Source organism: Bradyrhizobium sp., assembly GCF_004799445.1.
Classification (GTDB): Bacteria; Pseudomonadota; Alphaproteobacteria; order Rhizobiales; family Xanthobacteraceae; genus Bradyrhizobium.
Genome location: NZ_SSNA01000038.1, coordinates 1 through 25,097 on the forward strand (window position 1 = coordinate 1; position 25,097 = coordinate 25,097).

21 protein-coding genes are annotated in these 25,097 nt (G+C 63.4%); 11 read left to right on the top strand and 10 right to left on the bottom strand.

The annotated features are described in order from the left end of the window. Together E8A46_RS04000 and E8A46_RS04005 are read left to right on the top strand one after the other, a co-directional pair. A partial coding sequence (locus E8A46_RS04000; RefSeq protein WP_291557770.1) for an NAD(P)/FAD-dependent oxidoreductase occupies positions 1-756 on the top strand: 756 nt, incomplete at its 5' end. Between the two features lie 163 nt (positions 757-919). Next, positions 920-1,075 (top strand): hypothetical protein, encoded by a 156-nt coding sequence (locus E8A46_RS04005; protein ID WP_291557772.1) that lies wholly within the window; start codon positions 920-922, stop codon positions 1,073-1,075. Between the two features lie 156 nt (positions 1,076-1,231). On the opposite strand, the gene E8A46_RS04010 is transcribed toward E8A46_RS04005, so the two are convergent. The 3 genes from E8A46_RS04010 to galE all read right to left on the bottom strand — a co-directional run bounded on the left by E8A46_RS04010 (position 1,232) and on the right by galE (position 4,924). Next, positions 1,232-1,933, bottom strand: coding sequence for a fumarylacetoacetate hydrolase family protein (locus E8A46_RS04010; RefSeq protein WP_291557775.1), 702 nt, complete (start codon positions 1,931-1,933; stop codon positions 1,232-1,234). A gap of 43 nt (positions 1,934-1,976) precedes the next feature. Continuing rightward, on the bottom strand, positions 1,977-3,785 hold the full coding sequence (locus E8A46_RS04015; RefSeq protein ID WP_291557777.1) for an ABC transporter ATP-binding protein: 1,809 nt from the start codon (positions 3,783-3,785) through the stop codon (positions 1,977-1,979). Positions 3,786-3,910: 125 nt separating this feature from the next. Next, entirely contained in the window at positions 3,911-4,924 is a 1,014-nt protein-coding gene (gene galE, locus E8A46_RS04020) for a UDP-glucose 4-epimerase GalE (protein WP_291557779.1), read from the bottom strand. Between the two features lie 127 nt (positions 4,925-5,051). On the opposite strand from galE, the gene E8A46_RS04025 reads away from it, so the two are divergent. Beyond that, positions 5,052-6,098: a glycosyltransferase family 4 protein gene (locus E8A46_RS04025; RefSeq protein WP_291557781.1), complete on the top strand. Its 1,047-nt coding sequence runs from the start codon at positions 5,052-5,054 to the stop codon at positions 6,096-6,098. Here E8A46_RS04025 and E8A46_RS04030 read toward each other — a convergent pair. The 4 genes from E8A46_RS04030 to arr all read right to left on the bottom strand — a co-directional run bounded on the left by E8A46_RS04030 (position 6,080) and on the right by arr (position 9,059). Beyond that, positions 6,080-6,622, bottom strand: a complete 543-nt coding sequence (locus E8A46_RS04030; protein ID WP_291557784.1) for an HAD family hydrolase — start codon at positions 6,620-6,622, stop codon at positions 6,080-6,082. The two genes, E8A46_RS04025 and E8A46_RS04030, sit on opposite strands and share 19 nt — an antisense overlap. After that, positions 6,619-7,221, bottom strand: a complete 603-nt coding sequence (locus tag E8A46_RS04035; protein ID WP_291557786.1) for a D-sedoheptulose 7-phosphate isomerase — start codon at positions 7,219-7,221, stop codon at positions 6,619-6,621. Before E8A46_RS04035 ends, E8A46_RS04030 begins: the two co-directional genes overlap by 4 nt. A gap of 126 nt (positions 7,222-7,347) precedes the next feature. Then, positions 7,348-8,439, bottom strand: a complete 1,092-nt coding sequence (waaF, locus tag E8A46_RS04040) for a lipopolysaccharide heptosyltransferase II (protein WP_291557788.1) — start codon at positions 8,437-8,439, stop codon at positions 7,348-7,350. A gap of 206 nt (positions 8,440-8,645) precedes the next feature. Then, positions 8,646-9,059: an NAD(+)--rifampin ADP-ribosyltransferase gene (gene arr / locus E8A46_RS04045; protein WP_291557791.1), complete on the bottom strand. Its 414-nt coding sequence runs from the start codon at positions 9,057-9,059 to the stop codon at positions 8,646-8,648. Between the two features lie 364 nt (positions 9,060-9,423). Here arr and rfaD point away from each other — a divergent pair, with 364 nt between their 5' ends. The 4 genes from rfaD to E8A46_RS04065 all read left to right on the top strand — a co-directional run bounded on the left by rfaD (position 9,424) and on the right by E8A46_RS04065 (position 15,327). After that, on the top strand, positions 9,424-10,404 hold the full coding sequence (rfaD, locus tag E8A46_RS04050) for an ADP-glyceromanno-heptose 6-epimerase (protein WP_291557793.1): 981 nt from the start codon (positions 9,424-9,426) through the stop codon (positions 10,402-10,404). A gap of 117 nt (positions 10,405-10,521) precedes the next feature. Further along, complete coding sequence (gene rfaE1 / locus E8A46_RS04055) at positions 10,522-11,994, top strand: D-glycero-beta-D-manno-heptose-7-phosphate kinase (RefSeq protein WP_291557795.1); 1,473 nt, start codon at positions 10,522-10,524, stop codon at positions 11,992-11,994. Next, positions 11,991-13,280, top strand: coding sequence for an O-antigen ligase family protein (locus tag E8A46_RS04060; protein ID WP_291557797.1), 1,290 nt, complete (start codon positions 11,991-11,993; stop codon positions 13,278-13,280). Before rfaE1 ends, E8A46_RS04060 begins: the two co-directional genes overlap by 4 nt. 82 nt (positions 13,281-13,362) lie before the next feature. Continuing rightward, positions 13,363-15,327 (top strand): SDR family NAD(P)-dependent oxidoreductase, encoded by a 1,965-nt coding sequence (locus E8A46_RS04065; protein ID WP_291557800.1) that lies wholly within the window; start codon positions 13,363-13,365, stop codon positions 15,325-15,327. On the opposite strand, the gene E8A46_RS04070 is transcribed toward E8A46_RS04065, so the two are convergent. Together E8A46_RS04070 and E8A46_RS04075 are read right to left on the bottom strand one after the other, a co-directional pair. Further along, the gene (locus E8A46_RS04070) at positions 15,313-16,068 is read right to left on the bottom strand and encodes a glycosyltransferase family 2 protein (RefSeq protein WP_291557802.1); all 756 of its coding nucleotides are present in this window, start codon (positions 16,066-16,068) and stop codon (positions 15,313-15,315) included. The genes E8A46_RS04065 and E8A46_RS04070 overlap by 15 nt on opposite strands. A 130-nt stretch (positions 16,069-16,198) precedes the next feature. Next, positions 16,199-17,158 carry a lysylphosphatidylglycerol synthase transmembrane domain-containing protein gene (locus E8A46_RS04075; RefSeq protein WP_291557892.1) on the bottom strand — a complete coding sequence of 320 codons (960 nt, stop codon included), beginning with the start codon at positions 17,156-17,158 and terminating at the stop codon, positions 16,199-16,201. Positions 17,159-17,560: 402 nt separating this feature from the next. On the opposite strand from E8A46_RS04075, the gene E8A46_RS04080 reads away from it, so the two are divergent. The 3 genes from E8A46_RS04080 to E8A46_RS04090 all read left to right on the top strand — a co-directional run bounded on the left by E8A46_RS04080 (position 17,561) and on the right by E8A46_RS04090 (position 21,404). After that, positions 17,561-18,973, top strand: coding sequence for a mannose-1-phosphate guanylyltransferase/mannose-6-phosphate isomerase (locus E8A46_RS04080; RefSeq protein ID WP_291557805.1), 1,413 nt, complete (start codon positions 17,561-17,563; stop codon positions 18,971-18,973). A gap of 213 nt (positions 18,974-19,186) precedes the next feature. After that, entirely contained in the window at positions 19,187-20,206 is a 1,020-nt protein-coding gene (locus E8A46_RS04085; RefSeq protein WP_291557807.1) for a Gfo/Idh/MocA family oxidoreductase, read from the top strand. A gap of 46 nt (positions 20,207-20,252) precedes the next feature. Further along, on the top strand, positions 20,253-21,404 hold the full coding sequence (locus E8A46_RS04090; protein WP_291557809.1) for a DegT/DnrJ/EryC1/StrS family aminotransferase: 1,152 nt from the start codon (positions 20,253-20,255) through the stop codon (positions 21,402-21,404). 42 nt (positions 21,405-21,446) lie between these two features. Here the strand turns inward: E8A46_RS04090 and E8A46_RS04095 are convergent, their stop codons facing one another. Beyond that, on the bottom strand, positions 21,447-23,291 hold the full coding sequence (locus E8A46_RS04095) for a tetratricopeptide repeat protein (protein WP_291557812.1): 1,845 nt from the start codon (positions 23,289-23,291) through the stop codon (positions 21,447-21,449). 235 nt (positions 23,292-23,526) lie between these two features. Between E8A46_RS04095 and murJ the strand changes: the two genes are divergently transcribed. Further along, on the top strand, positions 23,527-25,056 hold the full coding sequence (gene murJ, locus E8A46_RS04100; protein WP_291557815.1) for a murein biosynthesis integral membrane protein MurJ: 1,530 nt from the start codon (positions 23,527-23,529) through the stop codon (positions 25,054-25,056). Positions 25,057-25,097: the final 41 nt, after the last annotated feature.

Sequence of the window (25,097 nt, forward strand, 5' to 3'; positions counted from 1 at the left end):
GCGAAACTCGCCTATCGTCTGATCCGCTGGCGCAACGTGCTGCTCGGCATGTATTTCTTCCAGCTCGCAAGGCGCAAGCCGGCGCGGGTCAAGCAGCTGATCCTCGGCGGGGTGCGGATGGCGCTCGGGCCCGACTATGACATCGCCACCCATTTCACGCCACGCTACAATCCCTGGGATCAGCGGCTCTGTCTGGTGCCCGATGGCGATCTGTTCAAGGCGATCAGGCAAAACCGCGCCTCCGTCGTCACCAGCGAGATCGACAGCTTCACCCCGCGCGGCATCCGGCTGAGGGATGGCAGCGAGCTTCCGGCCGACATCATCGTCACCGCGACCGGGCTGGTGTTGCAGGTGCTCGGCGGCATGGAAGTTGTCGTTGACGGCCGCGCGGTCGATTTTTCCAAAACGCTGAACTACAAGGGCATGATGTATTCCGACGTGCCCAATCTGGCGTCCGCGTTCGGCTACACCAATGCGTCCTGGACGCTGAAATGCGACCTGACCTGCGAATATGTCTGCCGCCTGATCAACTACATGGACCGGCACGGCTACAAGCAGGCCATGCCGCACAACGTCGATCCCAGCATCACCGAATTGCCGTCGCTGGATTTCTCGTCCGGCTATGTGCAGCGCGCGATCGCGAAGATGCCCAAGCAGGGCTCGAAGCGGCCGTGGCGGCTCTACCAGAATTACGCGCTCGACATCGTCACCTTGCGCTTCGGCAAGGTCGATGACGGGGTGATGCAGTATTCGTAGCGCCCGCCGGCAGCGCCGGTGCTTGCGCCCCAGCGCCGCCATGCGTTGTTTCACGTATTCGCGCGCTGCGGTGAATCGGCCATCGTGCTGGGAGGTTAACGCCGTATTAATCGGCGAATCCTACGCTATCGGGGCTGGGACCTGCGACAGCATGAGGAAGCCCATGGACGCCCAGAGAATTGCCGTCGATGCCGTGGTCGCGCTGACCGACTGCGACCGCGATATGGTCGCGGCCTTTATCCGCCGGCTTTATCTGGCCGGCGTGAAGGACCCCAAGCGCCTAACTTTCAAGGGCCTGCAGGCGATGGCGCGGGCCTGAGGCCCAAAACTCCCGACCTGTTATACTAACGGCACCAGATAATGACCGTCATCCTGAGGTGCCCGCGCTCTTGCGCGGGCCTCGAAGGATGGTCGCGAGTCCGTGCGTGTTGCCATCCTTCGAGGCTCGCTTCGCTCGCACCTCTGGATGACGCGGCTATTCCGGCTTGCCGATCGCGACCTTCAGGGTGCCGACGCCGTCGACCCCGCATTCGATCTTGTCGCCGGGGTGAAGCTGGGAGACGCCGGCCGGCGTGCCGGTCATGATGATGTCGCCGGCGGCCAGCGCGACCTGCTGCGACAACTGCCAGATGATTTCCGGCACGTTCCAGATCAGCTCGGTGAGGTCGCCCTTCTGGGTCTCGGTGCCGTTGACCGTGAGCCAGATCCTGCCCTTGGTGGGATGACCGATCCTGGAGGCCGGCTGCAGCGCCGAGCAGGGCGCGGAATAGTCAAAGGACTTGCCGACTTCCCAGGGGCGCTCCTTCTTGCGCGAGGCGAGCTGCAGGTCGCGGCGGGTGAGGTCGATGCCGACCGCATAGCCGTAGACGTGGTCGAGCGCCTTGTCGGCGGGGATGTTGAGGCCGCCGCTCTTCATGGCGACGACCAACTCGACCTCATGGTGCAGGTCCTTGGTCAGCGGCGGGTAGGGGATCGTGGCGCCGTCGGGCACCAGCATGTCGGCATGCTTGGCGAAGAAGAACGGCGGCGCCCGCTCGTCATTGCCCATCTCGCGGATGTGCTCCAGATAATTCCGCCCGACGCACCAGATGCGGCGCACCGGATAGGATTTGGTCTCGCCGACGACGGGAAGCGAGGGCTGGGGCGGGGCGGGAATGACGTAGGAGGTCGCGTTCATGAAAGGGTCTCGGCAGGGTTTGGGTTGGAAATTCGATCTAGCCTTACGCGCTTGCGCTGATCGGCGCCAGCGTCAGCGGTCCGGCATCGCGGTGTTGCAGGCGGAAGAACGAGGCATAGCGCCCGCCGCGGCGCAGCAGGTCATCGTGCCGCCCGCGCTCGACGATCTCGCCGCCCTCGACCACCAGAATGGCGTCGGCGTGCATGATGGTGTGGAGGCGGTGGGCGATGACGATGGTGGTGCGGTTCCGGCAGAGGTGCTCGATCGCCTCCTGCACCTGCTTCTCGGATTCCGAATCCAGCGCCGCGGTCGCCTCATCGAGCAGGATGATCGGCGCATTCTTGAGCAGCGCGCGGGCCACCGCGACGCGTTGACGCTGGCCGCCGGACAATTGCGTGCCGTGTTCGCCGACCGGCGTGTCGTAGCCGAGCGGAAAGCCCATGATGAATTCGTGCGCGCAGGCCGCCTTCGCCGCGGCCACGATCTCGGCCTCAGTGGCGCCCTGCTTGCCGAACGCGATGTTGGCCCCGATGGTATCGCGGAACAGATAGACGTCCTGTCCGACATAGGCGGTCTGCCGGCGCAGCGATTGCCGCGACACCGTGGCGATCGACTGCCCGTCGATCAGGATGTCGCCGCTGTCGGCTTCATAGAACCGCAGCAGCAGCGCCAGCACCGTCGATTTGCCGCCGCCGGAGGGGCCGACCAGAGCGGTGACCTTGCCGGGCTCGGCGACAAAGCTCATGCGGCTGAGCACCGGCTCGTTCGGACGGTAGGCGAAGCTCACGTCGCGCAATTCGACCCGCGCGTCGGTCAGTTGCAGCGCCAGCTTGTCGTCGTCGTCCGGCTCGCTGGCCGGACTGTCGACGATCTCCAGCAATTTGCGGGCGCCGATCAGGCTGGAGTTCAATTCGATATTCAGCCGCGCCAGACGCTTGGCCGGCTCGTAGGCCAACAGGAACGCGGTCAGGAACGAGAAGAACTGGCCGGGGGTCGCGCCCAGCGCGACCACGCTGTAGCCGCCATACATCAGCCCGCCCGCGACCGCCAGGCCGCCGAGGGTTTCCATCAGCGGGCTCGAGCGGTTGGAGACCCGCGCCATCTTGTTGGCGTTGAGTTCGACCGCGGTGATGCTGGCGTCGATGCGCATCCGCATCGTCTGCTCCAGCGTGAAGGCCTTGACGGTGCGGATGCCCTGCAGCGATTCCTGCATGGTTTCCATGATGTCTGCGGTGCCGGTGAACTGGGTGTGGGCGAGGCCCTTGATCCGCTTCACCAGCTTGCGCAGCACCAGCATGGCGGGCGGTGCCACCGCGAACCCGAGCAGCGCCATAACGGGATCCTGCATCAGCATCACGATGACCAGCCCGATCAGCGACAACACATCGCGTCCGACGGCGTTGATCAGCAGGCTGAGGACCTGCGTGACGGAATTCGCCCCCGCGGTCAGCCGCGCCAGAAATTCGGAGGAGTGCCGCTCGGAGAAGAAGGCGACGTTTTCGCTCATCAGTTTGGCGAACAGCCGGCGCTGGTTGTTGGCGAGGATGGCGTTGGAGATTTTCGACAGAATCACCTGATGACCGTAGGTCGCCGCCCCCTTGAGAATGAAGATCAGGACGGTGACGCCCGACAGGATCGCGATGCCGCGGACGTTCTTTTCGACATAGGCCTGGTTGATCACCTGGCCGAGCAGGTAGGCCGAGCCGGCGGTGGTCGCGGCCGAGACCGCCATCAGCGCGAACGCCTGCAGGTAGCGGCGCCAATAGGCGGCGCCCTGTTCGGTGATCAGGCGGCGAATCAGGATCGCGGCGCCGTAGGGATCATCGGTTATTTTCTTCGGAAGTTCGGTCATCCGCGTTCCATTGACAGCGTTGGGCGGCTCTCACCCGCGCGTCAGGGTTGCTCCGAAACGTCCGTCTCCTTGCCCGCTATATCGGGGTTTTTCAAGCCAAATCGGGGTGCGCGGCGAATGAGATTTCAGGCCGAGACCGCGTGTTCAGGCTCGCCGTGGCGCTCGCGGAACAATTTTTCTTCCCAAGCTAGCGCATGCGCGGCAATGGTATCGAGATCATCATATTGCGGCGTCCAGTCGAGAGCGCTGCGGATCCGGCTGGTATCGGCGACCATGGTCATGATGTCGCCCGGCCGGCGCGGGGCATATTGAACCACGAAATTGCGCCCGGAGACACGCCGCACCGCCTCGATGGTCTCCAGCACGGAATAGCCGCGGCCGTAGCCGCAATTGAACGTCGCGGGGGCCCCGCCGCCGCGCAGGTAAGCCAACGCCGCGCGATGCGCCTGCGCAAGATCACTGACGTGAATGAAGTCGCGGATGCAGCTTCCGTCCGGTGTCGGATAATCGGTTCCGAACACGTCGACCTTGGCGCGCTGCCCAGTGGCCGCCTCCACCGCGATTTTCAACAGATGCGTCGCGCCCAGTGTCGCCAGCCCGATCCGCGCCTGCGGGTCGGCGCCCGCGACGTTGAAGTAGCGCAGCACGACATGGTTCATGCCGTGCGCGGCGGCGACATCATGCAACATGATTTCCGCCATCAGCTTCGAGGAGCCATAGGGCGACAATGGCCGGGTCGGCGCGTCTTCGGCAACCGGCACCTGATCCGGAGTGCCGTAGACCGCCGCGGTCGATGAAAAGATGAAGCGGTTGACGCCGGACTTGACCGCCGCGTTCAACAGGCTGCGCGTGGTCATGGTGTTGTTGCGGTAATAGAGCAGCGGATCGCGCATCGATTCCGGCACCACCACGGAGCCCGCGAAATGAATGATGCTTTCCACCTTATGCGCGGCGATCACGCCCTCGACCAGGTTCTCGTCGGCGGCATCGCCGATGAACAGCGGCACGCCTTCGGGCAGGAACGCGGAAAAGCCGGTGGACAGGTTGTCGATGACGACGACGCTTTCGCCGGCTTCGACCAGAGCGTGAACCATGTGACTTCCGATATAGCCGGCGCCGCCGGTGACAAGCACGGTCATGAACTCACCCGTCTCCAATTTGAGGGGCGATGCTATCGGGATCGCGGTGAAGTGTGGGTTTCGGCGCGCGCGAACTGGCCACTATGCTTAATGTTGCGTATAGGAAATGTGCGAACCGGAGCCTGACGTGCTGCCTGAGAACATTTCCGCCGACAATCTGCAGCTGATCGTGCCAAATCTGCACAGGCGCTATTCCGGCGTCACCGCGACCAATCGCATGGTGGCCCCGAAACTCGCCGGCATGTTCCGTGCGGCGTGGCTGGGGCCCAATGCGCCCGATGGCATCGCGCGTATCGGATTTGCCGATCTGCTGAAATTGTGGCGAAGGCACGCGCCGCTGATCTGGCACGCGCGGCGCAACAACGAGATGATCGTCGGCGTGCTCCTGAAGTCGCTCGGCTGGCCGTTGAAACTGGTGTTCACCTCGGCGGCGCAACGGCATCACAGCTGGATCACGCGCTGGCTGATCAGAAGGATGGACGCGATCATCGCCACCAGCGACATCTCGGCCTCGTTTCTCAAGCGCGAGGCGACGGTGATCCTGCACGGCGTCGACACCAGCAGCTACGCGCCGCCGGAGAACCGCGTATCCGCGTTCGCGGAAACCGGATTGCCCGGCCGCTATGCCATCGGCTGCTTCGGCCGGGTGCGGGCGCAAAAAGGCACCGATGTGTTCGTGGACGCGATGTGCAGGCTATTGCCGCGCTATCCCGATTTCACCGCCGTCGTGGTCGGGGCCATCACGCCGGAACAACAGGGCTTCGCCAACGATCTGAAACAGCGGATCGAGGCCGCCGGCCTCGCGTCACGCGTTGTCATGACCGGCGAATTGCCGATCGAACAGGTGCCGCGCTGGTATCAGCGGCTGACGATCTACGCCTTCACCTCGCGCAACGAAGGATTTGGGCTGACGCTGATCGAGGCCATGTCGGCAGGAGCCGCGCTGGTGGCGTCGCGCGCCGGTGCCGCGGAGGTCGTGGTCGAGGACGGCGTCACCGGGGTATTGACGCCGCCTGGCGATGTCGAAGCGCTGGTGGCCGCACTGGAGCCGTTGATGCGCGAGCCGGCTTCCGCTGCGGCGATGGGCGCGCGGGCGCGGGCGCGGGTGCTTGAGAAATTCAGCCTGGATGCGGAAGCCAACCAGATCGCCGCGGTTTATCGCTCGCTGACCTGAGCCATGATATCAGCGACAAACGCGTCGAGGTCGCCGCCCGCAAACAGAAATCCCGGCAGGCCTGCGGCCTCGGCCGCCTCGATATCGCTCGCGCGGTCGCCGATGACAAAACTGCCCGCGCGCCGCACCGGCCAATGCTCCATCAGGTCATGGATCATGCCCGGGCTCGGCTTTCGCCAGTGATGGTCCTCGAGATAGCCCTCGACCGATCCGTCGGGATGATGCGGGCAATAGCGGATATCGTCGATCACGGCACCTTGCGCGGCGAGCTCGGTACGCATCCAGCCGTGCAAGCTGGTGAGATCGTCCTCGGTAAAGAAGCCGCGCGCCACGCCGGATTGATTGGTGAAGAAAAACACCAAATATCCGGCCTCGTTAAGCCTCCTGATGGCCTTCGCCGCGTTCGGCATCCAGCGGATCCGATCGCTCGTACCCATGTAGCCGTCGTCGTGATTGATGACGCCGTCGCGGTCGAGGAAAGCGGCGGGCCGGGCCACCGGGCGGGCGGAACCAGTCCCGCTCATTTCCCGCGTGCCTCGCGCATCAGCGCCTGCTCGATCGCCTCGCAGATGCCGTGCGCCACCGCGAGGTGAATCTGCTGGATCACCGGCGTGTCATCACTGGGCGCGACCAGCAGATGATCGCAGAGCGCGCCGAGCGTTTCGCCCTGGCTGCCGGTGAAGCCGACGGTGGCAAGCCCGCGCTCCCGCGCCGTGCGCAGCGCCGCCAGAACGTTCGGCGAGCGACCGGAGGTGGACAGCGCCAGCAATACGTCGCCGCGCCGGCCGAGACCTGCGACCTGTCGGGCGAACACCTGTTCGAAGCCATAGTCGTTGGCGATCGCCGTCAGCGCCGAGGTGTCGGTGGTCAACGCGATCGCCGCGTAAGCCGGCCGATCCTGCTTGTAGCGGCCGATGATTTCGGCGGCGATATGCTGGGCGTCGGCGGCGCTGCCGCCATTGCCGATGATCAGGAGCTTGTTGCCCGCGCGCAGCGCCAGGATGACGACGTCAGCGATTTTCCGCGCGGCGGCGAGCAGGCCCGCGTCCTGCGTCGCGCGCTCAAGCGCCGCGCGCGAAAGCCCCAGATGGGCTGCGATCGGGTCTTTGGAATTCTGGCTCAAGCGACACCGTGAGAGGTTGTAGGTTCGATCTTTGGTAATGACCGCCTTGAGGCTGCGCAAGCCAACTGTCATTCCGGGGCGATGCGAAGCAGCGAGCCCGGAATCTCGAGATTCCGGGTCTGGTGCTTACGCACCATCCCGGAATGACGAATTGCGAGGATGGGCCCCGGCCTCGGCCAGCACCCGCTGGGCGATATCCACCACATCGGATGCGGGAATGTCCCGCATGCAGCGATGCTCGTTCATGGTGCAGACCGGACGGTGGCAGGGCTGGCAGGGGACGACGGTTTTGGTCTGGACCGTCGCCGCCAGGCCGTTGAGCGGCGCCCAGTGATAGGGGCTGGTGGGGCCGAAAATGCCCATGGTCGGCGTCCCCAGCGCGGCAGCGATATGCATCAGCCCCGAATCGTTTGAAATCGCCACTTTGGCCGCCGCCATAGCCAGAATCCCGTTGCGCAGGTCACCTCCGGTGAGGTCTCGCACCCGCGGTCCGCCGGCGGCCACGATTTCCGAGGCCAAGGCCTTTTCGCCGGGCCCCCCGACCACCCAGACATCCAGCCCGCGTTCGGCCAGAAGGCGGGCGGCTTGCGGATAGTAAGTCCAGCGCTTGGACGCCCCGACCGAGCCCGGCGCCAGCGCCACGGCAGTGCCGTGGCCGAGCCCCCAGGCTTGCCGAAAGCGGCTTACCTCGTCGGCCGGCACCCTAAGCTGCGGCACCGGCCATTCCGGCGGCAACGGGGCGCCATCGGGCAGCGCCAGCGCGGCATTCTTGTCGATGAAGCGGGGCAGGGCCTTTTCGCCCCAGCGCCATTGGTTGATCAGGCCAAATCTGGCCTCGCCGACGAAGCCGACCCGCTCCGGAATACCGGCGAGCGCCGGCGCGATCGCCGACTTCCAGGTGCGGGGCAGGACGATGGCCGTGCCATAGTTCCTGGCGCGGAGCTGGGACGCCAGCCCCCGTTGCCTGGCGACCGCCAGTCGGCTGCGCGGCAGGTCCCAGACGATGCCGGAGCGCACCCCGGGCATATAATCCACCAGCGGCGCGCACAGGGTGGTGGCGAGCAGATCGACCGGCCGGTTGGGCCAGCGCTGGTTCAGCACCCGCACCACGCTATGGCCGCGGACGAAGTCGCCGATCCACATATAGGGGACGATCAGGATCGGGCGGGTGTCCGTCGCGTCCTCGGTCGTCACAGTATGTTCTGAATCTGAGTTCATATCTTAACGGCTGGCCTGCGCTCGATCCGGAGCCTGTCGGTAACTGCTCCTCACGGCGGGGTAAAGTCGGCAATACATTGTGCGGCCGCCTTCACCAAGAGAGCCGACCGGGTAGTGTCTCAATTTGAATTTCAGGATTTGTGTTGGAAAGGGGGAACGACAGGTTTCATGCATCGGAGGGCGGAAGCTGTCGTTCCCCAATCATGTTAGTCGATGATATCGGAACCGTCCGGCTTCAAGCGGGCGAGACCATCCTTCATCTGCTGTAGCCGTTCAGGCGGGTGCCCCTGCCACTTCGTAACTTCGGCAATGACGCGTAGCGGATCGCGGGAGCGATAGGACAGCGTCGGATTGCCAGGAAACTTCTTATCCGTCAGGTTGGGATCGTCCACGATCGGCCCAGTTGGCTCCACGACATAAATCCGTTCTTGCCCACTGCCGGCGGCCAGCTCAGCGCCCCAGATCGCAGCATCCAGCGTACCCGCGAAATATACCCAGGATAGCGGCTTCGCTTCGGTAAAGTTGGACTGGTAGCCGACGACAATCAGGTCTCCGGGTTTCAGATCGGCCCGCGTTCCGTGGAAGAACGATAGTGAAAACATGCTTGCAGAAGCTGACATAGGCTCGCGGCTCCTTTGACGTGAATCGAGGGCCATCTCCATGGCATAAGGACCCCGGGTTGCCGCAAGCCCCGTCTTGGCATAGACAATGATAGCGGGAGATGCGGCGACTTCCTCCTACTCAACTTTCAGCGACAAACTGAGACAGGCGACAGCCTGACGTTTGATGTTCGTCGGTCGGCGGGAGCGGCTTCAACTTCCCGTTCGCCGGTCCGTCCGCTTTTGGCCGATCAGCTTCGTGAGCGGAACGGCGGGGATGGGGTCGTGGGCGGAAATTCAAACTGAGACACTACCGGCGACCGAAGTTGCCTGCCGGGCAGGAGTGGGGCAAAGTTGACGCCGCACAATCTGGACAGGGTACGTCATGCTGCTGGTGACCGGGGGCGCCGGTTTTATCGGATCGAATCTGGTGGCCGCGCTCAATCAGGCGGGCCGCGCCGACGTCGCCGTGTGCGACGTGCTCGGGCATGACGGCAAATGGCGCAATCTCGCCAAGCGCCAGTTGGCCGACATCGTGCCGCCGGCGGAGTTGCTCGCCTGGCTGAAGGGCCGCCGGCTCGACGCCGTCATCCATCTCGGCGCCATTTCGGAAACCACGGCAACCGATGGCGATCTGGTAATCGAGACCAATTTTCGTCTCTCGATGCGGCTTTTGGACTGGTGCACCGCGAACGCGACGCCGTTCATCTACGCGTCCTCGGCCTCGACCTATGGCGACGGCGCGCAGGGCTTTCGTGACGATTCCTCCGTGGAGGCCCTGAAGGCGTTACGGCCGATGAATCTGTACGGCTGGAGCAAGCATCTGTTCGACATGGCGGTGGCGGAGCGCGCGGCCCGGTCCGACAAGCTGCCGCCGCAATGGGCCGGCCTGAAATTCTTCAACGTGTTCGGCCCCAACGAATACCACAAGGGCACGATGATGAGCGTGCTGGCGCGGCGCTTCGATGACATCCGGGCCGGCCGCGTCGTGGAGCTGTTCAAGTCGCATCGCGACGGTATCGCCGACGGCGATCAGCGGCGCGATTTTATCTATGTCGACGATGTGGTGCGGGTGATGATGTGGCTGCTCTCGACGCCGTCGGTCTCGGGCCTCTTCAACGTCGGCACCGGCAAGGCCCGCAGCTTCAGGGACCTGATGCTTTCGGCCTATGCCGCGCTCGGCACGGTTCCGAATCTCCGCTACGTCGACATGCCGCTCTCGATCCGCGACAGCTACCAGTACTTTACTGAAAGCAATGTCGATCGGCTCACGCGCGCCGGCTATAATGGCGGCTTCACGACGCTGGAAGAGGCGGTCGACCTCTACATCAAGGGCTTCCTCGATCGCGCCGATCGCTTTCGCTGACGGCCGGAGCATGATCCGAAAAAAGTGGGAACCGGTTTTTCGAAAAGATCATGCTCAAACAAAAGATGAGATCATGATCCGATCCAATCGGGTCATGATCGTGGGATAACGCAAAAGATGTTCGATTTTGAAGCCCTGACCGATGCGATCGCCCGCCAGACCGTGCTCTGCGTCGGCGATCTCATGCTCGATGAATTCGTCTATGGCGAGGTGTCGCGGATTTCGCCGGAAGCGCCGGCGCCGGTGATCGCCGTGCAGCGGAGCGAGACCAATATCGGCGGCGCCGGCAACGTCGCGCGCAATGTCGCCTCGCTCGGCGCGCGCTGCATCTTCGTCGGGCTGATCGGCGAGGACGACGCGGGAAGGCAGCTGAAAGCCGCGCTGGCAAGGCAAAGCGGGATCGAAAGCGTGCTGGTGTGCGATGCCGCGCGGCCGACGACGCGAAAGGTGCGTTTCGTCTCCGAGCATTTCTCCACCCACATGCTGCGCGCCGACTGGGAACTGGCGCAGCCGGCCAGCGCCGACATCGAGCAGAAACTGATCGACGCCATTTTGCCGCAGCTCGCCCGCGCCGACATCGTGCTGTTGTCCGACTATGCCAAGGGCGTGCTGACGGCGCGGGTGATCCGCAACGTCATCGATGCCGCGCGCAAGCTCGCCAAGCCGGTGATCGTCGATCCCAAGAGCGCCAATTTCGCGATCTATCGCGGCGCGACGCTGCTCACGCCCAACCGCAAGGAGTTCGCGGAAGCGACCCGAAGCCGCGCGGATTCGCAAGACAGCATCGCCGATGCGGCCAGGGACGCGATGCAGCTGGCGGACTGCGAGGCCATGCTGGTGACGCAGAGCGAGCACGGCATGACGCTGGTGCCGCGCAAGGGCGAGCCGATCCATGTGCCCGCCCATCCGGTCAAGGTGCGCGACGTCTCGGGCGCCGGCGACACCGTCGCCGCGACGCTCGCGGTGGTGATTGCGGCGGGAGCCGGCTGGGAAACCGCGCTGCGGATGGCGAACGCGGCGGCGGCCGTCGCGGTCAGCAAGAAGGGCACGGCCAGCGTGACAGCGGCGGAGTTGCGGCGAAGAATCCTGCCGCATGCCTTTCTCGCCGCGGAAGACAAGATTGTCGCCGAAGGCGGCGACCTCGACGCGCAGCTTCAGGATTGGCGCAAGCATGGCTTGAGGGTCGGGTTCACCAATGGCTGTTTCGACATCCTGCATCCCGGCCACGTCAAGGTCCTGACCGCGGCGCGCGCGGCCTGCGACCGCCTGATCGTGGGCCTGAACAGCGACGCATCGGTGAAGCGGCTGAAGGGCGAGGGACGTCCGGTCCAGGACGAGCGCGCGCGCGCCGAAGTGCTGGCGGCGCTGGAGGCGGTCGATCTCGTGGTGATCTTCGAGGAAGACACGCCGATCGGGCTGATCAGCGCGATCAAGCCAAGTGTGCTGGTGAAGGGTGGCGACTATACCCCCGAACAGGTCGTCGGCCGCGAGATCGTCGAGGCCCATGGCGGTGAAGTGCTGCTGGTCGAGGTTCTGCCCGGCTTCAGCACGACCTCGCTGGTCGATCGCGCGCGGGCAAGCAAGGCGTGAGCGTCGTGGCGCAGGAATCGCTGGGCGCGCTGTTGTGGAGGCTGTGGCGCGACCCGGCCGCTTGGATCACGACCACGGATATTTTCGTCGTCCTGATCGCGGTTTCGCTGCCGTGGTCGACGTCGCTGGTCGCGATCTTTGCGGTCGCAGCACTGGTGACTATGGCGCCTGCCTTCGATGCGAAAGCTTTCCTGCAATCGCTGAAGCGTCCGATTTCCATCATGCCGGTCGCGCTGTTTGCCCTCGCGCTGGTCGGAACATTGTGGTCGGACGCGCCATGGCCGGCGCGCTTCTATGCGGTCAACCCGGCGGTAAAGCTGCTCGTGCTGCCTGTGCTGTTCTATCATTTCGAACGCTCGGCGCGCGGTCTCTGGGTATTTGTCGCGTTTCTGGTTTCCTGCACCCTGCTGATGGCGATGTCGTGGATCGTGGCGTTCCACCCGGACCTCACGCTCAAGACCTTCGACCCGCAGCGCGGCATCTTCGTCAAGAACTATATCGACCAGAGCCAGGAGTTTGCGCTGTGCGCGGTAGCGCTCGCCTATCCGGTCATCTCGCTGCTGCGCGCCCGACGAATTCGGCCGGCGTTGCTGCTTGGCGCCATCGCGTTGAGCCTGGTCGTCAACATGGCGTTCGTGATCGTTTCGCGGACGGCGATGGTCACCATGCCGATCATGCTGGCGGTGTTCGCGCTCTTGCACCTGAAATGGCGAACCAACGTCATCATCGCATGCGCCGTGATGGCGCTGGCGGCGCTGGCCTGGGTAGCGTCGCCGCAGTTGCGCAAGACCACCGGGACTTTTTTGCGGGATTATCAATTGTACAAGGAGAAAAACATCCCGACGTCGATCGGCCTGCGGCTGGAATACTGGCAGAAGTCGATGCGGCTGTTTGCCGAAGCTCCGATCATCGGGCACGGTACCGGGTCGACGCGCGGACTGTTCGAGCAGGCCGCGGTCGGCCAGGTCGGCGCCGCCGCCGATGTTGTCGGCAATCCGCATAACCAGACCCTGAACATCGCGGTGCAGTGGGGCGTGGTTGGAATCGTCGTGCTATATGCGATGTGGCTCTCGCATCTGCTGCTGTTCCGCGGCGAGGGTCTGGTGGCGTGGATCGGTTTGCTGGTCGTCGTACAGAATATCTTTACCTCGCTGTTCAATTCGCATTTGTTCGATTTCCACGAAGGCTGGATGTACGTGTTGGGCGTCGGTGTCGCCGGCGGGATGGTGCTGAAGGCAGGTTCGCGCGAATCGAGGCCGGAATCCGGGGCCTTCGTCAGATCATGACAACTGGCCTGCGCGCGCGAGATAGGCTATCAGCAGCCTCGCAACGGCATAATTCGAGCATTCCCCTTCAACAGTCAGCGACATGATCCGCCAGCCAAATCTGACCCTGCGCAACGCACTGATTGCAACGCACGACGCGCTGGCGAGCGCGTTTGCGCTGCTGGCGAGTTTCTATCTGCGTTTCGAAGGCGATCTTCTGACCGATCGTCTGCCGCTGCTGTTCCGGATCCTTCCCTTTTTCATCGTGTTCAGCGTGGTGGTTTGCTACGCCTTCCACCTGACCACCGCGAAATGGCGATTCATCTCGCTTCCCGATGCGCTGAACATATTGCGTGCCTCCACCGTGCTGGCGGTCGCGCTGCTGGTGCTGGACTATATTTTTGTCGCCCCCAACGTTCACGGGATGCCGGTGGCGCCGAATCTTCAGGGCGCGTTCTTTTTCGGCAAGGTGACCATCATTCTGTTCTGGTTTCTGGAGGTGTCCGGCCTCAGCGCCTTGCGCTTCGCCTACCGCTATTTCCGCTATACGCGGGTGCGGCACCACGCGATGGCGGAGGACGCGGCGGCGACGCTGCTGGTCGGCCGCGCCGCAGACGCTGAAATCCTGCTGCGCGGAATCGAAAGCGGCGCCGTCAAGCGGATCTGGCCGGTCGGCCTGTTGTCGCCGTCTGCCGCCGACCGCGGCCAGCTGATCCGGAACATCCCGGTGCTCGGCGGCATCGACGATATCGAGGACGTGATCGCCGATTTCGCAAGGCGCAACAAGCCAATCGCGCGGGTTGTGATGACGCCTTCGGCATTCGACCCCGAGGCGCGGCCCGAATCCGTGCTGATGCGGGCGCGCCGGCTCGGGCTGATTGTCAGCCGCCTGCCGTCGCTGGAGAGCGGGGATGCGCCACGATTGACGACCGTCGTGGTCGAGGACCTGTTGCTGCGCCCTAGCGAAAAAATCGATTATGCGCGTCTCGAAGCCCTGGTGAAAGGCAAGGCGATCATCGTCACCGGCGGCGGCGGTTCGATCGGTTCGGAGATTTGCGACCGCGTCGTGACATTCGGTGCCGCGCGACTGCTGGTGATCGAGAATTCGGAACCGGCGCTCTATGCGATCACCGAGGCGCTCGCGGCGCACGACACCACCGCGGTGATCGAGGGGCGGGTGGCGGATATCCGTGATCGCGAGCGCATCCAGCGGCTGATGAATGAATTCAAGCCGGATATCGTGTTTCACGCCGCGGCCCTCAAGCATGTGCCGATTCTCGAGCGCGACTGGAGCGAAGGCGTCAAGACCAATATTTTCGGATCGGTGAATGTCGCCGATGCGGCATTGGCGGCGGGCGCCGGTGCGATGGTGATGATCTCCACCGACAAGGCGATCGAGCCGGTGTCGATGCTGGGTCTGACCAAGCGGTTCGCCGAGATGTATTGCCAGGCGCTCGATCATGACCTGGCCGCCGAGCCCGATGGCAAGTCGCGGATGCGGCTTATTTCCGTGAGGTTCGGCAATGTGCTGGCGTCCAACGGATCGGTGGTGCCGAAGTTCAAGGCCCAGATCGAGGCGGGCGGCCCGGTGACGGTCACCCATCCCGACATGGTCAGGTATTTCATGACGATCCGCGAAGCCTGCGACCTGGTGATTACGGCTGCCGCCCACGCAATGGCGCCGGTGCGTCCGGACGTTTCGGTCTATGTGCTCAACATGGGGCAGCCGGTCAAAATCGTCGATCTCGCCGAGCGCATGATCCGGCTTTCCGGCCTGCAGCCGGGCCACGATATCGATATCGTTTTCACGGGAATGCGGCCGGGAGAACGGTTGAACGAAATCCTGTTCGCGAACGAGGAGCCGGCGATCGAGATCGGCGTCGCCGGCGTCATGGCGGCCAAGCCCAACGAACCGCCGATGCAGTCGCTGCGCAAGTGGATCGCAACGCTTGAGCAGGCGATTGCCCGGGATGACCGGGCCACCATCAAGGCCGTGTTGAAGGATGCGGTCCCGGAATTCGGCTCGCCAGCGCCGGCCGAACAGGCTTTATCCTCAGGACAATCCTGATTTGCGGATTTGAAGGATCCGCCTGAGAAAACGCAGGAAAAACGCGGCGTCGATGATGGGGGCGTTCAAATGCACGCGGCGTGATCGCAGGCATTCGAGATTTCCCCGCAGCGTCACGCGCCAGCCTCGCGTGCTGATACCGCCCATCTGAAAGTCCGCGACGACGCGGGGAATGTAGCGCACGCGAAAGTCATTCAGCGCGAGGGCTCGCAGCATGTAGTCATAGTCCGCGGTGGTGATGTAGCTCAGATCGTATTCGCCGACCCGCTGGGCGACTTCCCTGCGCATGTAGAAGGTCGGATGGGGAGGTACCCAGCCCAGCTGAAATGAATAGCGGTGGAACGTGCCGCCCCGCCATGAACGGACCATGCGCTTGGTTTGGTGGTCGGTCACCATATTGAGGTCGCCATACACGATGTCGGCGTCCTGCATCGCCGCGGCGATGTCGCCGAGCGCGTCCGGATCGTGGAATGTATCGTCTGAATTGAGGAACCCGAGGGCATCGCCCTGAAACAGGCGAAAGCCCTTGTTCATGGCGTCGTAGACGCCCTCATCGTTCTCCGAGACAACCCGTATCGCGTCAGAACCGAATGACTCGATGATTTTCAATGTCGCGTCGGTTGATCCGCCGTCGACCACCAGCATTTCCTTTTCTGAATGTTTCTGCGCGAGAAAAGATTCAAGCGTAAACGCAATGGTCGCCTCTGAATTGTAGCTGGCTGTGACGACACTGATCTTCATCGGGATTTCAAGACGGCATTCTGGTTGCGAAGGTCGAACAGGCGACGCGTTTGTTCCGGCTCATCACATAGTGGAGCCTTCGGTTCGTCAAGTTAACAGAACGCCGCAACGGCGGCGCTGGCAGCGCTCGTTATTCCGGCACCTCGATCGGCGCGGCGCCCCGCGCGGCTTTTTCGGCGGAGAAAATCCATACCAGCCCGCCGAAGCCACCGACAATAAACGATACCGCGCCAAGCAGCAGCGAAATGTTGATGCCTTCATTCGTCATCAGTCCGGCATATCCGAAGGCCAGCCCCATCGTGGCCTCGCGGACGCCCCAGCCTGCGATCGAGATCGGTAGCATCGTGATCAGCATCACCGGCGGAATCAGCTGGAAAGTCTGGCCGAACCCCACCGGTGCGGCGATCGATTGAACCACGCACCAGGCGATGACGACGGCCAAAACGTGAACCAGCAGCGACAGCACCGCGATGATGGGTCCATGCTGGCGGCTGAAGATGACCCGGTTCGCGATCACCGCGCAGGCGTGCAGATGATGCGTTCCCCACCAGCGCCTCAGCCAGGGCCAGGGCAGCACGCCGAGCAGGAGAAATCCCGCCCCGCCGGCAAGCGCGGCGAAATCGACCACCAGCAACGCCGATCGGCCGTAGCGATCGCCGATCAGGTTATAGCTCCACGGCAGGCTCGCGACGATGATGATCGCAAGCGCGATCAGGCCGATGGCGCGGTCGACGAAGATCGAATAGGTCGCCGCGCGCCATCCGGCGCCGCCGCGCGCCACCAGCCACAGCCGCACCGCGTCGCCGCCGATCGAGGATGGCAGTGTCTGGTTGAAGAACGTCCCGATCAGATTGAAGCGCATCGCCTGCCGGGTGGCGAGCGGCGCGCCGCATTCGGCGCTGACCACGCGCCATCGCAGGACGCCGACGAAGATCTGAAGGAAGGTCACGGCGATCGCAAGGCCGAGCCAGCCCAGGCTCGCAACATCGATACGCGAGGCGAGGTCGGAAAAATTCGCCTTGCGGAGCGCGAGATAAAGCAGCGCTGCGGAGACCAGTATTTTTATCGTTGAAAGCAGGATCCGGCGCATTTCGCCCGCGCTCACCAGGTCTGGAGGACGTCAAAAGACTGCGCAACTCGACGCCGCGCGCCGAACTTCGGCGTCTTGGTATGGTTTTAAAGCCAATCTGGCAATAGCCGCTTAACTGGGTGTTGCGGGCCCCGCAACGGGGCAGCTAAACAGGCCATCTGGCGCGGTTCCGGGGCATTGGTAATCACCAACCGGAGTTAACCCAAAAGTAAACTCCCCGCAGCGGGAGTTGGGTCGGGCGATGGTAAAGGATATGTTGCCGATAGCCCGGCGACGTCATCAGGCTGCCGTCAATGTCGGAGATTTGACGCATGATCTCGGTATTTGGTCCGGGATCTCGATGAAGGACAATATGCCCGATTTTCGCGTAGCATCGTGGCCACTGGAATGTGTGAGGCGCTGATGGACAGAAAAATTGTTCCACTGATCATGTGCGGCGGCGCCGGGACGCGGTTATGGCCGGCCTCGCGCGAGGTTCGTCCGAAACAGTTCCTGTCCCTGTTCGGCACCCGCTCGACATTTCAGGATACGATGCTGCGGGTGTCGGACCCGACGCTGTTCGAGCGTCCCATCGTCATTACCAACGCCGCGTATCGCTTCATGGTGCTGGAGCAACTGGCCGAGATCGGGCTTGAGGCCGATGTTCTGCTGGAGCCGATGCGGCGGGATTCCGGACCTGCGATCGCCGCCGGCGCGGCGTTTGCACAAATGCGCGGCAACGATGCGGTGGTTCTGGCGCTCGCCGCCGATCACGTCGTCGGCGATACCGCGGCCTTTGTCGCGGCCTGCCGGGAGGGACTTGTGGCGGCGGATGCGGGGCGCATCGTGACGTTCGGCGTTCAGCCGGAACGCGCCGCCACCGAATATGGCTATATCAGCCCGGGCGAAGTGGTGTCCGGCAAAGTTCGTGCGGTCACGAAATTCGTCGAAAAGCCGGATCCGGCGACGGCTGCCGAATACATCAAGGCCGGTTACCTCTGGAACAGCGGCAACTTCATGTTTCGTGCCGCCGTTCTGCTCGATGAATACCGCAACTTCGATGCCGAAAGCGTGCAAGCCGTTTGCGATGCCGTCACCAAAGCAGGGCGCGATCTCGGATTCGTGACGCTCGACGCCGGTTCATTCGGATCGGCGAAGGCGATCTCGATCGACTATGCCGTCATGGAAAAGACCTCGCGCGCCGCGGTCGTGCCGGTGGCGTGCGGATGGTCCGATGTCGGCTCCTGGCACGCGGTGTGGGAGCTGTCGGACAAGGACGCCCAGGGCAACGCGGCGCAGGGCGCGGCGGTGTTCGAGGATTCCCGCAACTGCAACGTCTCGACCGACAGGGCGCTGGTGGCGCTGGAAGGCGTCGACGATCTGGTCGTGGTGGCGACGCAGGACGCGGTGCTGGTGTCGCGTCAAAAGGATGCCAACGGACTGAAGCGGCTGGTGGCGAAGCTGAAGACGGTCGCACCGCAGGTGACGGAGGATCACCTCAGGGTGCATCGCCCCTGGGGTTCGTATCAATCGGTTGACATGGGCGAGCGGCACCAGGTCAAGCGCATCGTGGTGAAGCCCGGCGGCCGGCTCTCGCTGCAGAAGCATCACCATCGCTCCGAGCACTGGATCGTGGTGCGCGGCACCGCGCGCGTGACGGTCAACGAAGCCGTCAAGATCGTGCACGAGAACGAATCGATCTATATCCCGATCGGCGCCGTTCACCGGCTGGAGAATCCGGGCAAGATCCTGCTGGAACTGATCGAGGTTCAGACCGGGAGCTATCTCGGTGAGGACGACATCATCCGCATCGAGGATGACTACCAGCGCTCCTGAGGGGTCCGGCTCGCGGCCAGCGAGTCGAATCGAGGGGCGAAAAAATAACGGGAATCGATATTTCCCGCCCCTGATCCAGCGTGTAATTCTTTGAATCAAAACGTGTTTGGGCAAGTACGCCAATCATTCGCCACACCTGTGGCGACGTGCTAGAGAACCCACGGCGCAGGGATGCGGTTGGGGCGCCTCCTTAAGGTATTGGGGTTGAACTAAATGGTTTCCAAAGGATCGGTGTCTGGTCAGAAGATAGAGGCAAAGCGTGCGCTCCGGATCGGCGTGATCGGCGCCGGAATCATGGGCAGCAACCATGCCCGCGTGCTGGCCGGCCTGCCCGATGTCACGCTGGTCGGAATCGTCGATCCCCTGCCGGAGCATCGCTCGCGCGCCACCGCGCTTGCGGGCTGCCGCGCCTTTGCAAGTCTGGACGAACTGCTCGCGGAAGGTGTCGATGCCGTGACCATTGCGGCGCCAACGCATCTGCACCACGAGATCGCGCTGGCCTGCATCGCGCGCAACGTTCACATCCTGGTCGAAAAGCCGATCGCGTCAACGGTGGAGGAGGGGCGGGACATCGTCGCCGCCGCCCGCCATGCCGGCGTGACGTTGATGGTGGGTCATGTCGAACGGTTCAATCCGGCGGTCGCCGCCATCAAGCAGGCGATCTCGAGCGAAGACATTCTGTCGATCGCGATCACGCGGGTCGGACCGTTTCCGCCGCGAATGTCGAACGTCGGCGTGGTCATTGATCTCGCCGTGCACGACATCGACCTGATCCGCTGGTTCACCGAATCGGACATCGTGGAAGTGCAGCCGCAGCTCTCCAGCGCGGTGGCCGAGCGCGAGGATATCGCGCTGCTGCAGTTCCGCACCGCCTCCGGCGTGCTTGCCCACATCAACACCAACTGGCTGACACCCTTCAAGGCGCGCAACGTCACGGTTGCGACCCGCGGCAAATATGTGATGGGCGACCTTCTGACCCGTCAGGTGACCGAGTGCTTCGGCTTCAAGCCGGATGGCAGCTATTCGATGCGCCATCTGCCGGTCGGCCATGACGAGCCGTTGCGCGCCGAATTGATCGCGTTCGCCGAGGCCGTGCGCTCCGGCGGCGTGCCCGCGGTGACCGGTGACGAAGGCGTCGCCAGCCTCGAAATCGCGATCCGTTGCCTCGAAACTCCCGCCAGGCCCGCCGCGGCCTCTTCCGCCCGCAAGGGACCGCGGCGCGTGGTCGGCTAGGCCGCATCCCGCGCCGATGTCCCGCTCCCACTCATCGCAAGGCTCCATGAACCAGCACCTGCGTCCAGATCCCGTTGCCTTCATCGACATCGCCGCGCAGCGTCGCCGGCTCGGCCGTTCGATCGATGAGGCGGTTTCCCGCGTGCTCGCGCATTGCCAGTTCATCAACGGTCCGGAAGTGACGGAACTCGAGGCCGCGCTCGCCGCCTTCAGCGGCGCCAAGCATGTGGTGAGCTGCGCCAGCGGCACGGATGCGCTGCTGATGGTGCTGATGGCGAAGGGTGTCGGCCGTGGCGATGCGGTGATGTGTCCGTCGTTTACATTCTGTGCGACCGGCGAGGCCGTGGCGTTGACCGGCGCGACACCGGTGTTCGTCGATGTCGATGAATCGACCTTCAACATGGACGTGGCTTCGCTCACGCGCGGCGTCGCGACCGCCAAAAGGCTCGGCCTCAAGCCGAAAGGGGTGATCCCGGTCGACCTGTTCGGGCAAAGCGCCGACCATGACGCCATCGCGGCGGTCGCGCAGGCCGAAGGCCTGTTCGTGCTGGACGACGCGGCGCAGGCGTTTGGTGCAAGCTACAACGGCCGCCGTCTCGGCGGTCTCGGCCTCATCACCACGACCAGCTTTTTCCCGGCAAAACCGCTCGGCTGCTTTGGCGACGGCGGCGCTATTTTCACCGATGACGCCGCATTCGCCGAAACGCTGCGCAGCGTCCGTGTTCATGGTCAGGGCTCGGACAAATACGACAATGTCCGTCTCGGGCTGACCGGGCGGCTCGATACCATTCAGGCGGCGGTGCTGCTCGAAAAACTGAAGATCTTCGAGGATGAAATCGCGGCGCGAAACGTCGTCGCGGAACGTTACGCCCGGGGTCTCGGCAATGTCGTGACCGTTCCGCGTCTCGCCGGCGGCGCCAGTTCGGTCTGGGCGCAATACACCATCCGGCTGCCTGATGGCATCGACCGCCAAGAATTCGCTTTGGCGCTGAAAGCCCAGGGCATTCCGACCGCGATCTACTACCCGAAATCGATGCACCAGCAGACCGCGTATCGGGATTTTCCGGTTGCCGATGGCGGCCTGCCGGCCAGCGAACGGCTGTCATCCGATGTCATCAGCCTGCCGATGCATGCCTATCTCGACGAGCCGACGCAGGAGCGGGTCATCAAGGCTGTGCGTGGCGCGCTTTCGACCTGATTTGGCCGTTTTGAAAGCACCGGGATCGCCGACGTTCCGGCGTCACATCTGCGCTGAGCGATGCCTCCAATCCTCGATCAGAGCGCCAAGCTCAACGCGCATCCGCTCGAGAACACCAGACCATTCGCGGCTTTCCGCCTGTCGAAACAGACGCGCCGTCGGATACCAGGGGCTGTCCTCGCGATCGAGCATCCAGCGATAGTCCGGGGTATAGGGCAATAATATCCAAACCGGACAACCAAGCCCGCCGGCAAGATGCGCAACGCTGGTATCGACGGTGATCGCAAGATCGAGGCAGGATACCAGCGCCGACGTCTCATCAAAGTCTGACAGGCCTTGCGTCAGATCAACGATGGCCGTGCTGGCAAGGACTTCCCTGTCCCGATCCCGCAAATCCTTCTGCAGACTGACGAACGTTGCGTCCAGGTCCAGGATTCCCGTGAGCTCTCGCAACGGCATCGAGCGGTTGTGATCATTGATATGGCCGGCATTCCCGGACCAGACCAATCCGACGCGGAATTTATCGTGGGCGCCAAGCCGTCCCTCCCATTCCCTGATGCGCTCGACTGCCGGCGTCGGCAGATAGGGGACAGCGGAGGGGATCGTTTCCACCGCGGTTTTGAACGCCAATGGCAAACTTGAAATGGGGCAGTGGATATCGAATGCGGGTAACGCACCCATCGACTTGGGTATGCATTCAGCCACACCGTCCAGACGGGACATCAGGGAACATGCCGGATCAGCGACGGCGGCGATAACCCGGGCTCCAAGACTTGCCACCATGGGAATGTAGCGCGCGAACTGGAACATATCTCCAAGTCCCTCATCCGCGTACAGAAGAATTGTCTTGCCTTCGATCGATCCGTTCCCCAGCCAGAGCGGCTGAGAGAATCTCGGATCACGCATTATTCCGAGCTTCCAGCGGCCTTCACGGCCGACCCAACCCGCCTCAAAATTGCCGACCAGCATCTGGAGCAGTGCCATATCCCAGCGGGCCTCCGGATTTTCCGGATCAAGTGCTATGGACCGCGCGTAGCACGTTAAAGCTTCGTCTGTCCGTCGAAGCTCGATTAGCGAATGTGCCCTGCCGTTCAGGGCCAGCACGAAATTGGGGCGAAGCGCTATCGCCCGGTCGTACCACTCCACCGAGTCCGCGTATCGACCAAGCTTCTGAAGGGTGGTTGCCAAATTGTTGTGCGTATCGGCGTCCCCTGGATTGAATAGCTGGGATTGATGGTTGTCCGCCAGCGCTTCTTCGAACCGCTTTAAATTCAGAAACACCAGAGCCCGCACCTGGAGCGCGTCCGCCTGGGCCGGCTCGACTTCAAGCGAGAGATTGAAGAACTCGAGCGCCTCGGCATGCCGTTCTTGGCGGTAGAGGATCAATCCGCTGAGGTTTGCGGCTTCGACATAGCGCGGGCGCAATTTCAGCGCCTGTTGCAGGCCCAAAAGAGCGTGGTCCGGATGGTTTAGATCGATCAGGATAGCGCCGAAATTCTTCCAAAGCTCGGCGTTCTCGGGCTCAATGGATATCGCTTTTTCGAAGGCCTTCAGAGCCTCCGTCAGCCTCCCCGAACGCTGAAGCACCGTGCCGAGGGTTGCAACGTAGTCGACTTTGGGATCGATGCTGATCGCGCGGGTAACCCATTCGACGGCCTGATCCAGTTGTCCCGAATGAAGGCAAATCTCCCCCATCAGACACAGCGAAGCCGCGTGATCTGGATCGATGGTCAAAGCATGCTGGCAGCGGTTGACCGCTTCTGTCGGCTGGCCTGCGAACAAGAGACGGCGCGCCAGGTCGCACAGCACCGCAGGCGATCTGGCATCCGTGCCGTTTGGGACAGCTCCGCTCTTGCTGGAGGCAGCACGACGCTGACGGAGATTCATCCGGGCATTCCAGGATTCGCTTGCGCGACACTCTGAATGATTCTCGCTGGACGGGAAAGCGCGGAATGAACCGAAGGTCCTCGCCGGGGCGCGCCGTCTTCAAGAAAACCTGCGCCGTGCAATGGACAAAATCGGCGATATCTTCAGTCCAATCGAGCCTTTCCTCGCTAACAAATCGGCCGATAACGCCCAAAAAATGCGACGAACTCTTTTGTTGAGGTGCTAGAAGCTGCGCATGCTCGGTCGTATCTTCACTGTCGGCGGCTATACGCTCCTTTCGCGGCTGACCGGATTTGCGCGCGACATCATGCTCGCGGCGATCCTCGGCGCAGGTCCCGTGGCGGATGCGTTCTTCGTGGCGCTGCGCCTGCCCAACCATTTTCGCGCCATCTTCGCCGAAGGCGCCTTCAACGCGGCGTTCGTGCCGGCCTACGCCCATGTCCACGGCGAGCGCGGCGAAAAATCGGCATCCTTGTTCGCCGGTCGCATCTTCACGCTGTTGTTTTGCTCGCAGCTCGTCCTGCTCGCACTCGCCTGGCTGTTCACTCCGCAGGCCATGAGTATCCTCGCGCCCGGCTTCACCGACGACGCCGAGCAGCGGCGGCTGGCGATCGAGCTGACGCGGATCACCTTTCCATATCTGCTGCTGATTACGCTGGTGACGCTGTATGGCGGCATGCTCAACGTGATGCATCGCTTCGCAAGTGCTGCGGCGGCGTCGATCTTCCTCAACATCTCGATGATGGCGACGCTGGCGCTGGCGGTCTACTTTCCGACGCCGGGCCATGCCGCGGCGTGGGGCGTATTGATCTCCGGCTTCCTGCAATATTTCCTGCTTGCCGGCGATCTGGCCCGCCATGGCGGGCTGCCCCGGTTCGCCATGCCCAGGCTCGATGACGACGTCCGCGCCTTCTTCCGCGCGCTCGGGCCTGCGACCATCGGTTCGATGGGCACGCAGGTCGCGTTGTTCGCCGACACCATCATCGCGACATTCCTTCCCGCCGGCGCGCTGTCGGCGCTGTATTATGCCGACCGGCTCAACCAGCTTCCGATCGGGGTGATCGGGATTGCGATCGGCACGGTGTTGCTGCCGGAAATGTCGCGGCGGCTGACGGCGGGCGATCACGCCGGCGCGCTTGCCGAGCAGCGGCGGGCCTTCGAATTCACGCTGTTGTTTTCGGTGCCGTTCGTCACCGCCTTCCTGACGGTTCCCGACGTCATCGTGCGGGCGATGTTTGCGCGCGGCGCGTTCTCGAAGACCGACGCCGCCGCAGCAGCCGCGACATTGGCCGCCTACGCGGTGGGGTTGATTCCCTTCGTGATGATCCGAAGCGCGGTCGCCACCTTCTATGCCCGCAAGGATACCGCGACCCCGGTGAAAGCGGCGCTGACCGGCGTCGCCGTCAACGTCGGACTGAAGATTGCGCTGGTCGGCTCGCTCGCGCAGGTCGGTCTGGCGTTCGCCACCGCGGTCGGCGCCTGGATCAATCTGCTGCTGGTGATCGGATTTGCGGTACGGGCCGGCTATCTCGAGCTCGATCGCGCGCTGACGCGATCGCTGGCGAAGTTTGTTGCCTGCGGGGCCGTGCTGGGCGCTACGCTTTGGCTGGCCGCAAGGTTTGCGGTCTCGCATTTTTCCGCGCTGAGCGCGTTGCGCGACGAGGCCGCACTTCTGCTGCTGATCGTGGTCGGCACGCTGGTCTATGCGGGATCGGTGCTGCTGCTGTTCGGCAGGGGCTGGCTGAGGTCGCTGGTGCGCGGCTAAGGAGTGTAGTCATAAACGCTTGATGTCCGATTTTGGGCAAA